This is a genomic window from Paraburkholderia kirstenboschensis (assembly GCF_904848585.1).
In the GTDB taxonomy this organism is placed as follows: Bacteria; Pseudomonadota; Gammaproteobacteria; order Burkholderiales; family Burkholderiaceae; genus Paraburkholderia; species Paraburkholderia kirstenboschensis.
Genome location: NZ_CAJHCR010000001.1, coordinates 1,293,910 through 1,306,002 on the forward strand (window position 1 = coordinate 1,293,910; position 12,093 = coordinate 1,306,002).

The following is a 12,093-nucleotide window of genomic DNA, read 5'->3' on the forward strand; positions in this document are numbered from 1 at the left end:
GCGAGCGAATGACGTCGCGCGATGAAAGAGAAGGAATGAGGCGAAGGGAAAGAGAAAGCTCGCGGTAGCTCTATGTGCAGGACTCGTGCTGGCAGCTTTTCAACACGCCGCGCTTCTCCCGGAGGAGCATGCGCGACACAGTAAGACTGACAACAGCGCTGACGACACCGCTGACGACAGCAAAAGCCTACGACAACGCGCAAGAACGGGCGAGAGGGCCCGCCTATCGCAACGACCGCGGCGTTGCGTCGCCCGCCGCATCTTGCCGGCGTACTCCGCGACGCGCACCCACGCGTGTTGCGCCGAACTCGGTCAGGATCTTGCCGCGAGCGCGGCTCGCAAATACCAGGAATCCGAAGCCGTCCGCTTCATACCAGTAACCGCCGTTCTCGAGACCGTCGAGCGGCTGTTCCAGTGCATTCGTAATGGATTCGATGCAGCGCCGCCGCAATTCGGCCGCGGCCGGGTAAGGAGGATGTGCGCCGCGCACGCTGCATAGAAGCACGTCGAGTCCGGGCAACACATGTGCATAAAGGACCGGCTCGTCTTGCGCGCGAGCGCGCGCGATCTTGGTGTCGAGTTGACCGAAGGGCTTGAAATGCCGCAGTACCGCGAGGAACGACTCATCGCCGTCCACCTTCGCGCGTCTACGCTTTTTCGGGAAGGACATAAAAATTCGCCTGAAAAAGAATTGCAAGAAACGCAGCGTCCTCATGCGACAACTCCCGGCTTCGCGCGCCGCACGTCGATCTTTTATAGCATACGACAAGGCCGGATTCACGATGATTCGACGACACCGCCGCCTCACCGACTCCCGCACGAATCATGCCGAACCGCCTCGCCGCGCGCCTTCGCATTCCAGCACATCTGACTCCATCATAGACGCACGACGCGCCGAAAAAACATCTTGCACCAATAAAAATGTCTTTTTTATGTGGGCGCGACCATCCTGCGCTCACGTTGAAATATTGCCGATTCACGTCGATAATGGCCCGTCTGGCTGGCGGGTTCCCGCGAGCTGCCGCTGCGTGAACGACCTTCGGGCGAACATGAAATTATTCACCAAGGGTCTGCTGCTGATCGCAGTGCCCAGCCTGGTGGAGCTGGCGCTTCTTGGCGTCGTCTTCGATACTCAGGAGCAGACAGCCCAGGCCGCGCAATGGGTTACCAATAGCAAGCAGATTCTTTACCAGTCATCGGCAATTGTCGATCCGCTACTGCGCCAGGCGGCTCGGGTTCGTACCGGCATGGTGATCGGCGATCCGTCGTTGCTCGACCGGCATACGGTGTGGATCGACGTGAGCGACCGTCTGTCGAAGCTCGACGCGCTGGTTGCCGATACGCCGCAGCAGGTAGAGCGGGTTCATAAGATGAAGCGCGCAATCGACGCATATCGCGCGCAAACCGTAATGGTTTCGCAGGCGTTGCGTGACGGGCGCAATCCGCAATCGCTCGCTGCGCTCGAGAGTGGCCCGTTGCCGGAGCCAGTCGCCGCATTTCGCGACGAACTCGCGGCCTTTGGCGAAGAGGCTTCGCGTCTCGATGCGGAACGCTCGGCGGCGCTCGTTCGGCGTCGCGAACATCAGCAATATGCGTTGATCGCCGCAGTGATCGGCTCCATGCTGATCTGGGCCGCTACTGCAGTTGTATTTGCGCGCAGCATTGGGCGGCGCCTCGAGGTGCTGACCGATAACGCGGAGCGCCTCGGCAACGGGCGGCCGCTTGCCGCGCGCCTGTCCGGCAACGACGAAATCGCGGCGCTCGACGCCGTGCTGCATCAGACAGGCGCGCGACTGCGCGAGGCGGAGGCCGAACAGGCGTCGCTCAAGACGCGTCTTGAGGCGCGCGCGCAGGAACTGGCGGGCGTCAATGAGGAACTGCGCCAGGAGACACAAGACAACGAAATGTTTATCTACAGCGTATCGCACGACTTGCGCTCTCCGCTCGTGAACCTGCAAGGTTTCTCGAAGGAGTTGCAGGTCTCGTGCAATGAGCTGGACAGCATTGTCGTCGAAGCGCGGCTGCCGGAAGCGGAACAAAAACGTATGGCGCATATTCTCGACGGCGATGTGCGCGAATCCTTGCACTACTTGCGTACTGCGGTCACGCGGGCTGCGGCGATCATCGAAGCGCTGTTGCGAATTTCGCGTGCCGGCCGGCTTGAATATCAATGGCAACGGGTGAGCGTCGCGCGCGCGGTGGCGCGCGTCGCCGATACCTTGCAGCGAGCCATCGAGGAGCGCGGCGCGGTCGTTACCGTACGCGAGTTGCCGCCGGCATGGGGCGACCCGGGCGCGATCGAACAGATCTTCAGCAATCTGATTGGCAATGCGTTGAATTACCTGGACCCGGCGCGCAACGGACGCATCGAGATTGGCGCGCTCCAACCGGAGCCCGTCGACGAAAACGGACCGCGTGCGGTTCGCATGCGCACGTACTATGTGCGCGACAACGGCCTGGGCATTCCGGCCGCCTATATGTCGAAGGTGTTCCGTGCATTTCAACGTCTGCACGGCGATGTAGCGAACGGCGACGGAGTCGGTCTGGCAGTGGTGCGGCGCACGGTGGAGCGGCATGGCGGGCGCGTGTGGGTCGAGTCGGCGCAAGGCGCTGGATCGACCTTTTTCGTGGTGTTGCCGGAGCAGCCCGCACGCCCCTGAAGCGCGCCGGGTGCCGTGCGAAAAGTTGCATGGAACGATTCGCGTCGCATCGGTCAATGCATGCGCCGCACCTGCATGAACCGGGTCGAACCGACAGAATGGAGGGCATATGAGTCACGGGGAAACGGTCAGCATTATTCTGATCGAAGACGACGACGGCCATGCCACGCTCGTCGAGCGTAATCTGCGCCGTGCCGGCATTTCGAACGGCTTTGTGCGCTTTCGCGACGGTCAGCAGGCGCTGGATTATTTTTTCGGCGCAGACGCGGGTGGCACCGCCGCAGCGGTGGGCGACAGCGTCGCAAGCCGTCATGCGAATGCCGAAGATCTGAAGAATTCAGTCGTACTGCTGGACCTGAAGATGCCGCGCGTCGATGGCTTCGAGGTGTTGCGGCGCCTGAAGGAGTCGCCACAAACGGCGCCCGTGCCCGTGATCGTGTTGACCACCACAGACGACCCTCGCGAAATCGCGCGATGCTATGAACTCGGCTGCAATGTCTACATTACAAAGCCGGTCGAGTACGATGCGTTTATTGAAGCGGTGCGCCGCCTCGGCTTCTTCCTGCAAGTGGTCAAGCTGCCGTCCGGGCATCGCTTCACTGCGTCATCATGACGTGACAGGATTGCCACATACTCTCCAGACCTACTGACCGCGACCCGCGCATGTTCGAAGAAGTGTCCCCGCCGCCCGCAGCATGTATTCTCGTCCTCGATGACGACGAGGGCATCTTGCGGCTCGCGCGCAAGTCGCTCGAACGCGCCGGCTGCCGCGTTTGGGTCTGCGCAAGCGTCGAGGCGGCTCGCGAACGGCTCGCCGCCGGCGGTCTGGACCTGCTCGTGCTCGACTATCAACTCAGCGGGCCCCAAACGGGGCTCGACTTTTTTCGCCGGCTACGCTCGGAAGGCGTGCGCATTCCCGCCATCCTCGTGACAGGTTTTACGGACGAGTCGCGCGTAATCGAGGCGTTGCGCGCCGGCGTGTCCGACGTGGTGCCCAAGTCCGGCGATTACCTCGATTACCTGCCCGAAGCAGTGGAGCGGGTGCTGTCGCAAGTGCGCTTGCAGCGCGCGTCGGAAGAAGCGTTGCTGCTGCGCGATCGCGAGCAGCATTACCGCAACCTGTCGGAGGCGTTGCCGCACCTCGTGCTCACCTGCAATGCCTCGGGCGACTGCGATTTCCTGTCAAAGCAGTGGTACGACTACACCGGCCTTGGCGAAAACAGTTCGCATGGTTTGGCCTGGCTCGACGCCGTGCATCCGGACGATCGCGAAGAAGTGCGCCGTAGCTGGCTGAAAGCGGTGGCGAGCAATGCGGGCACTTATCGGCACGAAATGCGCATTCGCCGCCGCGACGGCGAGTACCGCTGGTTCGACGCGCGCATGGTCGCGACGCGCAACACTGAAGGCAACTTCAGCAAATGGTTCGGCAGTTGCACCGATGTTCATTCGGAGCGCGAAGCCATGCAGGAACGCGAACGTCTTCTCGCTTCTGAACAGGCGGCGCGGCAGATCGCCGAAGAAGCGAATCGCGCGAAAGACCGCTTCCTCGCGATGCTCTCGCACGAGCTGCGCACGCCGCTCACACCGGTGCTGGCCGGTGCAAGCGTACTCGAGATGATTCCCGATCTGCCGGATCAGGCGCGCTCGAGCGTGCGCATGATCCGTCGCAATGTCGAACTGGAGGCGCGCCTGATCGACGATCTGCTCGACCTTACGCGCGTGGCCAACGGCAAGCTGCGCCTGTCGCTCGAAACGGTCGACGTGCACGAGGTAATAGACAGCGTGCTCGAACTCTTCCGCAGCGAGATTCAGGTCAAGCAGCAGGACGTGCATGTGCACAAGGACGCGCAGCATCACTACGTGCTTGCCGATCGCGCGCGCCTGCAGCAGATGCTATGGAACCTGATTCGCAACGCCGCGAAGTTCACGCCTGACGGTGGACACATCTATGTGCGCACGCGCGATGAGCGCATGCACGTGCAGATCTGCGTCGAAGACACGGGTATCGGCATCGAGCCGGAACAGATTGGCAAATTGTTCAACGCGTTCGAGCAGGGCGATCAGAACATGACGCGGCAGTTCGGCGGGCTAGGTCTCGGCCTCGCGATCACGAAGGCGCTAACGGACGTGCATGGCGGCACGGTCACGGCCCAAAGCCCGGGTCCGCATTGCGGCGCTACGTTCACGATCACGCTGCCGACCGCGGCGGCGCCTGCACAAAGGTCACAGGCGGTATTGCCCGAGCATGTGCATCCCGCGGGCGTGCTCAACGTTCTGCTAGTCGAAGATCACGTCGATACGGCCGAGGTCATGGAGCAGCTGATTCGCACGCTCGGCCACGACGTCACCACGGTGGGCCGTGTGGACGACGCACTGGCCGCCACGCAGTTGCAGAATTTCGATCTGGTTATCAGCGACGTCGGCTTGCCCGATGGCACTGGCCTCGACTTCATCAAGGCGTATCGCGAGCATTGGGATACGCCTGCGGTCGCGCTGACCGGTTTCGGCACCGACGAAGACGTACGCCGCTGCCTTGCCGCCGGCTTCACCTCGCATTTGACGAAGCCGGTCAATTTCTCGCAGCTCGAAACAATGATCGAGAGCGCGATCAACACGAAGGCGCGAAAGCAGGCGTAACGCGAAGCGTGAACAACTGCTGTGAGCGGTGAGCGGGTATCAAAAGCAAAGGCCTGTTGCGAGTGCGTCGCAACAGGCCTTTTTTCTGGGTAAAGTGTGCGAGCGTGCCTCGCCCGACCGTTGGCTTAGCGCGGCGAGTTTTTCAGCGAGTCGCGGATTTCACGCAACAGCAGCACGTCTTCGGCCGGCTGCGGCGGCTCCGACGGCGCCGCATCGGCCGGCTTGCGCAGATTGTTGATGAACTTGACCATCAGGAAAATGATGAACGCGAGAATGACGAAGTTGATGGCCACGGTAATGAACGAGCCATAACCGAACACCGCAACGCCCGCCGTCTGCAAGTCTTTATACGACTCCGGGTTGCCTTTGAAGCTCGCCGGAATGGCGCCGAGGCGAACGAATTTGTTCGAAAAGTCGAGGCCGCCCGTAGCGACGCCGACCACCGGCATGATCAGGTCTTTCACAACTGAATTGACGATGGTGGAGAACGCGCCGCCGATGATGACGCCGACCGCGAGATCCATCACGTTGCCTTTAAGGGCGAATTCCTTGAATTCCTTGACCATGCTCATAGGGTTTCCTCCTGGATATCGATGACCAAATCATACCAATCTCAGACAGATAGGCCAGCCCTTCGGCCCGGAAAGCCCGGAAAAACAAGGATTGTTTTTATGCCGGAAACTGTGACACACCCTGGCGAGCGCGTTCGATATGCGCAGCAAAAGTGACCGGGTCCGTGTTCGTGCCGCATAGCAGAACGCCCACGCGTTTGCCCTGCAGCTTCTCGCGCAGTGGTCCGAGCAGCGCTGCGGTAGCGGCGGCGCAAGCGGGCTCGACAGCGAGCTTCAGTTGTCCGAACAAGGTGAGCATGGCCGCGCGGAGTTGGTCGTCTGAAACGGTCACGAGTTCGTCGATATGGCGGCGGCACAACTCATAGCTGTATTCCTCGGTATGCGGCGCCATCAATGAATCTGCAATGCCGTGCATGTGGCCCATCTTGACCGTGTGATTGGCGGCGAAGCTTTTTCCCATCGCATCAGCGCCTTCCGGCTCGACACCGAATACGTGCACGCCCGAATTCGCGAGCCGCATGGCCGTGGCCACCCCGGCCGCGAGACCGCCGCCGCCGATCGGCACGATCACGGCTTCCAGGTCGGGCGTTTGCGTGCTCCATTCGTAGCCGAGGGTGGCGGAGCCGAGCACCGTGCGATAACCGTTGAACGGGTGCACGAAATAGCGGCCTTCTTCGGCCTCGATGCGGCGCACGAGTTCGAAAGCTTCCGCAAGATCTTCGGCGAACACGATCTCCGCGCGATATTGCCGGCACAGAGCGACGCGCGCCGGATTCGCCGCGCGAAACAGCACCACCTTCGCGCTGATGCCGAGCCGCATGGCCGCATACGCGACGGCCACTGCATGGTTGCCGCCCGACACGCACGTGACGCCCGCGCTGCGTTGTGCTTCGTCGAGCGCTAGCAGGTTCGTGAACGCGCCGCGCGCCTTGAAGCTGCCGCCCGCTTGCAGCAGTTCGAACTTGAAGTTCACCACCGTACCTTCGAGCGACGCGAAGTCGAGCCTGTCGAACACCGGCGTTCGAGCCACCCACGGCGTCAGCGCGAAGTGCTGCGCGGCGATGTCGTCGAGAGTGGGGATCGGCTCGCCGTCGATCGTATGGTCGGTGTGCTGCGGCGTGGCGGTTGACATGGGCGTGGGCGAGAAGGGCGCGGTAGTGAAGGTGCGGTTTTGCTTTATTGCTCGTTGCTCAGGCGACGGTTTCAGTGCGCATGCGCTTCGACGGACATGCTGTGAATGAACTTGCGCAAGAAGCGTTCACACTGCACGAGCTGATCCAGCGCGACGAATTCATTCGCCTTGTGCGCCTGCTGAATGTCGCCGGGCCCGCACACGATGCTCGGAATACCCGCCAGAGAAAAGAGCCCGGCCTCCGTGCCGTAAGCGACCTTGCGCTTGTCCTGGTCCGCCGTCAGCGCGCGCACGAGTTGCGTGATGGCTGCCTGCTCAGACGAATCGAGTCCGGGCGCCGCGGCGATCTTCGTAATCTCGATTGCCGCCGATGGATGCTCGCGCAACATTTTCGGCAACAGTGTTTCGCGTGCGTACTGGTCGATACGCGCGAAGATCGGTTCGGGGTCGAGCGTGGGCAGATTGCGGAATTCGAACTGGAATTTGCACTCGGCCGGCACCGTATTGATTGCATTGCCGCCGACGATCGTGCTGGTTTGCGCGGTGGTGAACGGCACGTCGTACAGTTCGTCGAACGGGCCTTGCTCGCGGAACTGATCGGCCACGTCGCGGATATAACAGATGAGGCGCGCCGCGTATTCGATCGCGTTCAAGCCCTGCGGCGTGAGCGACGAGTGCGCCGCCTGGCCGCGCACGCAGCACTGATAAGCGTTGATGCCCTTGTGCGCCACGATGGGCCGCATGCTGGTCGGCTCGCCCACAATGCAGCCGTCCGGCTTCACGCCGCGTTTCATCAGGTCGGCGATCAGAAGCGGCGCGCCCGCGCAGCCCACTTCTTCGTCGAATGAAAGCGCGAAGTGAATCGGCTTGGCGAGCTTCGCGCGCTGCATGTCGGGCACGAGTGCAAGCGCCGCGCCGATAAAGCCTTTCATGTCGCAAGTGCCGCGGCCGTAGAGCTTGTCGCCGCGAATTTCCGGCTTGAACGGATCGCTGTCCCACTGCTGACCGTCGACGGGCACCACGTCGGTATGGCCCGACAACACCACGCCGCCGTTCGTTTCGCCGTTGTGTGCGGGGATCGTTGCGAACAGGTTGGCCCATTTGCCGCTGGGGTCGTGCGTGAGCGTGCCTTCAATGCCGAGCCCGCGCAATTCGTCGCGCACGGTTTCGATCAGACCGAGATTCGGATTGCGGCTTACCGTGTCCATCGACACGAGACGGGTGACCCAGGGAAGCGAGACAGGCGTGGTGCCAGAGGCGGAAGCGGACGAAGCAGTTGCGGATGTTTGCGAGGACTGCGCTGAATCAGCGACATGAGACATGACAAGACTCCGGCATTTGAGTCTTTCGATCATACCCAAAAAAAGCCGCCCCGTATGCTGCGGCGCGCGTTTTGCGCGCCGCAGCATTGCCGGAAAGCGCTAGACGTACCGCGTTTTTGTGCAGCCGCGCAGCGCCATGCCGACGGCGCGACGGCTCGACGGCTCGACGGCTCGACGGCGCGACGGCACGCAACGGGAACGCGGAGGCTCGATACCGAACCTAACGCGCCGCAGCCGCCGCCGTAGTGCCCCGGCTTGGCGAGCCCAACGCCCGCAACGTTTCCTTGACCGTTGCCACCCGCACTGCAAGATCGGGACTGCGCGTTTCGATACGCAGCTTGTCCTGGCCCGCCAGTTTGATGTGCTTGTGCTTCTGCACCATCTCGATGATACGCATCGCGTCGATTGGCGGATTGGGAATGAATTGCAAACCGATCACCGCTTCGCCCGCGTCGATCTTCGAAATGCCCAACGGCTTTGCCGCAAGTCGCAGACGATGCGTCTCCACGAGCGCATGCGCTTGCGGCGGCAACTTGCCGAAGCGATCGATCAGTTCTTCCTGAATGCCGTCGATCGCATCGTTGTGCTCGCAATTCGCGAGGCGCTTGTACAGCGACAGACGCTCCTGCACGTCGCCGCAATAGTCGGCGGGAAGAATCGCCGGCGCGTGCAGATTGATCTCGGTCGTGGCGGCGAGCGGCGCGGTGAGGTCTGGCTCCTTGCCGTCCTTGAGCGCCTTCACTGCGTCGTTGAGCATGTCGGTGTAAAGCTGAAAGCCGATCTCGTGAATCTCGCCCGACTGCTTGTCGCCGAGCACTTCGCCCGTGCCGCGAATCTCCAGATCGTGCATGGCCAGATAGAAGCCCGAGCCGAGTTCTTCCATCTGCTGGATCGCTTCGAGACGGCGTTGCGCCTGCTTGGTCAACCCTTGCGGATCGTGCACGAGCAGGTACGCATACGCCTGGTGATGCGAGCGTCCCACGCGTCCGCGCAGTTGATGCAGTTGCGCGAGGCCGAACTTGTCCGAGCGATGAATCAGGATTGTGTTGGCGCTCGGCACGTCAATGCCGGTTTCGATAATCGTCGTGCACAGCAAAACGTTCGCACGTTGCGCGACGAAGTCACGCATCACGCGTTCGAGTTCACGCTCGTGCATCTGCCCATGCGCGACCGCGATGCGTGCCTCGGGCACGAGCGCTTCGAGCATTTGCCGGCGATTCTCGATCGTCTCGACTTCGTTGTGCAAGAAGTAAACCTGGCCGCCGCGCTTCAGTTCGCGCAACATTGCTTCGCGAATCACGCTTTCTTCCTCGCGACGCACGAAAGTTTTGATCGCCAGACGCTTTTGCGGCGCGGTCGCGATAACAGAAAAGTCGCGCAGGCCTTCGAGCGCCATGCCGAGCGTACGCGGGATCGGCGTGGCGGTGAGCGTGAGCACATCCACTTCCGCGCGCAACGCCTTGAGCGCCTCTTTCTGCCGCACACCGAAGCGATGTTCCTCGTCGATGATCACGAGTCCGAGCCGCTTGAACTGCACGTCCGACGACAGCAGCTTGTGCGTGCCGATCACAATGTCTACGCTGCCTTCGTTGATCTGCTGGATCGCCGCGTTGACTTCCTTGGTCGACTTGAAGCGCGACAGTTCGGCGATTCGCACGGGCCAGTCGGAGAAGCGGTCCGAGAAAGTCTGCGTGTGCTGTTCGGCGAGCAGCGTGGTGGGCGAGAGTAGCGCGACCTGCTTGCCGCCCATGACAGCAATGAAGGCCGCCCGCAGCGCGACTTCGGTCTTGCCGAAGCCCACGTCGCCGCATACGAGGCGGTCCATCGGCTTGCCGCTCGTCATGTCGCCGATCACGGCTGCGATCGCCGCGGCCTGGTCCGGCGTTTCTTCGAAGCCGAAGCTCTCGGCGAACTTCACATAGTCTTTCGGTTCGAGCGCGAACGCGTGGCCCGAACGCGCGGCGCGGCGTGCGTACAGATTGAGCAGTTCCGCGGCGGTGTCGCGAATCTGCTGCGCGGCCTTGCGTTTGGCCTTTTCCCATTGACCCGAGCCGAGCGAATGCAACGGCGCGCTTTCGGGATCGGCACCGCTGTAGCGTGAGATCACATGCAACTGCGCGACCGGCACGTAGAGCTTGCTGTCGCCCGCGTATTCGAGATGCAGAAACTCGGTCTCGCCTTCGCCGAGATCCATGGTGACGAGACCCATATAGCGGCCTATGCCGTGCTGCGAATGCACGACCGGATCGCCGACCTTGAGCTCCGACAGGTCGCGCACCATCGAATCGACGTTGCTAGCCTGTTCCTGGCGGCGGCGACCGGCGCGCCGCGCGAGCGGCCCATAAAGCTCCGTTTCCGTGATGATCGCGATGCCGTCCACGGGGACCGCAAAGCCGTTCGCGAGCGGCGCGACGCCGAGCGAAAAAGGCGCGTCGCCCGTCAGCCAGTCCTGGAAGCTGTCGCTCGACGCGGGCTTCAGATGGTTGTCCGCGAGCAGCTGCAATAGCGTTTCACGCCGTCCCGCCGATTCGGCAGCGAACAGCACACGGTTGGGCGTGGTGTCGAGATAGGTGCGCAACGCCGATACGGGATCTTCCGCGTGACGGTCGATCGCGAGATTCGGTAGCGGCGTGGACCAGCCGCCGCCTGCGTTGGCCGGCAGCACGAGCCGCGCGAACGGTTTCGCGAGTACGAAGAAGTCTTCGTCCGACAGGAACAGGCGCTGCGGCTCCAGAATGGGCCGGTCGCGGTCGTGCGACAGGAAGTTGTAGCGCTGCTTCGTGTCGTTGCTAAAGCGCCGGATCGCCGCCTCGAGATCGCCGATGAACGCGAGTTGCGCGCCTTCCGGCAAATAGTGGAACAGCGTGGCGGTGTCGTCGAAGAAAAGCGGCAAATAATATTCGATGCCCGCGGACGGCACGCCGTTGCCGATGTCCTTGTAGATCGACGCGCGGCTCGGATCGCCTTCGAACGTCTCGCGCCAGCGGCTGCGAAAAGCGGTGCGCGCGGCTTCGTCGAACGGAAACTCGCGGCCAGGCAGGAGACGCACGTCTTTCACCGGATACAGGCTGCGCTGCGTGTCGGGGTCGAACGCGCGGATCGAGTCTACCTGGTCGTCGAACAGATCGATCCGGTAGGGCAACGGCGAGCCCATTGGATAAAGGTCGAGCAGTGAGCCGCGCACGCAGTATTCGCCCGGACGCACCACCTGGCTCACGTGTTCGTAGCCGGCCAGCGTCAACTGCGCCTTGAGCTTTGCTTCGTCGAGACGTTCACCCTGGGAAAACGAAAACGTGTAGGCAGCGAGAAACGACGCTGGCGGCATCCGGTACAACGCCGTGGTGGCGGGCACGAGCAGAATGTCGCAACGGCCTTCGCCGAGATCGTGCAGCGTGGCGAGGCGCTCGGAAACGAGATCCTGGTGCGGCGAAAAGGTGTCGTAAGGCAGCGTTTCCCAGTCGGGCAACAGGCGCACGCGCGCCTGCGGCGCGAAAAAGCCGATTTCCTGCGACAGGCGCTGTGCGTCCACGGCGCTTTCGCACACGACGGCGAGCAGCGGCACCTTCTCGCGATAGGCGAGATGGTAGCGGGCGATCAGCAGCGCGTCGGACGAGCCGTGCGTGCCGTCGAAGGCGAAACGCTGGCCGGCTTTGACGAGCGCGACGGGCGGGGAGTACTGCGATGATGCGGCGATGTCTGGCATAGAAGAGAAAAGGCGGCCTCGGGCTCACACGGACGGCCAAGTTTACGCGTGTCGGGGCGTGGATGCG

8 protein-coding genes are annotated in these 12,093 nt (G+C 62.4%); 3 read left to right on the plus strand and 5 right to left on the minus strand.

All coding sequences use genetic code 11. From position 1 onward, the window contains the following. Positions 1-223: 223 nt before the first annotated feature. Positions 224-715, minus strand: a complete 492-nt coding sequence (locus JMY24_RS05890) for a hypothetical protein (RefSeq protein WP_006048904.1) — start codon at positions 713-715, stop codon at positions 224-226. Positions 716-1,049: 334 nt separating this feature from the next. On the opposite strand from JMY24_RS05890, the gene JMY24_RS05895 reads away from it, so the two are divergent. From JMY24_RS05895 to JMY24_RS05905, 3 genes are all read left to right on the plus strand, one after another. Further along, entirely contained in the window at positions 1,050-2,660 is a 1,611-nt protein-coding gene (locus tag JMY24_RS05895) for a sensor histidine kinase (protein ID WP_128594978.1), read from the plus strand. Between the two features lie 109 nt (positions 2,661-2,769). Further along, entirely contained in the window at positions 2,770-3,273 is a 504-nt protein-coding gene (locus JMY24_RS05900; RefSeq protein ID WP_128594979.1) for a response regulator, read from the plus strand. Positions 3,274-3,323: 50 nt separating this feature from the next. Further along, positions 3,324-5,297, plus strand: a complete 1,974-nt coding sequence (locus JMY24_RS05905; RefSeq protein WP_128594980.1) for a hybrid sensor histidine kinase/response regulator — start codon at positions 3,324-3,326, stop codon at positions 5,295-5,297. A 125-nt stretch (positions 5,298-5,422) separates the two neighbouring features. Here JMY24_RS05905 and mscL read toward each other — a convergent pair whose 3' ends face one another. From mscL to mfd, 4 genes are all read right to left on the minus strand, one after another. Beyond that, positions 5,423-5,869 carry a large conductance mechanosensitive channel protein MscL gene (gene mscL, locus JMY24_RS05910; RefSeq protein ID WP_128586479.1) on the minus strand — a complete coding sequence of 149 codons (447 nt, stop codon included), beginning with the start codon at positions 5,867-5,869 and terminating at the stop codon, positions 5,423-5,425. 97 nt (positions 5,870-5,966) lie between these two features. Then, positions 5,967-7,001 carry a pyridoxal-phosphate dependent enzyme gene (locus tag JMY24_RS05915; protein ID WP_128594981.1) on the minus strand — a complete coding sequence of 345 codons (1,035 nt, stop codon included), beginning with the start codon at positions 6,999-7,001 and terminating at the stop codon, positions 5,967-5,969. A gap of 71 nt (positions 7,002-7,072) precedes the next feature. Beyond that, the gene (gene argE, locus JMY24_RS05920; RefSeq protein WP_128594982.1) at positions 7,073-8,323 is read right to left on the minus strand and encodes an acetylornithine deacetylase; all 1,251 of its coding nucleotides are present in this window, start codon (positions 8,321-8,323) and stop codon (positions 7,073-7,075) included. A 220-nt stretch (positions 8,324-8,543) separates the two neighbouring features. Further along, complete coding sequence (gene mfd, locus JMY24_RS05925; protein WP_128594983.1) at positions 8,544-12,026, minus strand: transcription-repair coupling factor; 3,483 nt, start codon at positions 12,024-12,026, stop codon at positions 8,544-8,546. Positions 12,027-12,093 lie beyond the last annotated feature (67 nt).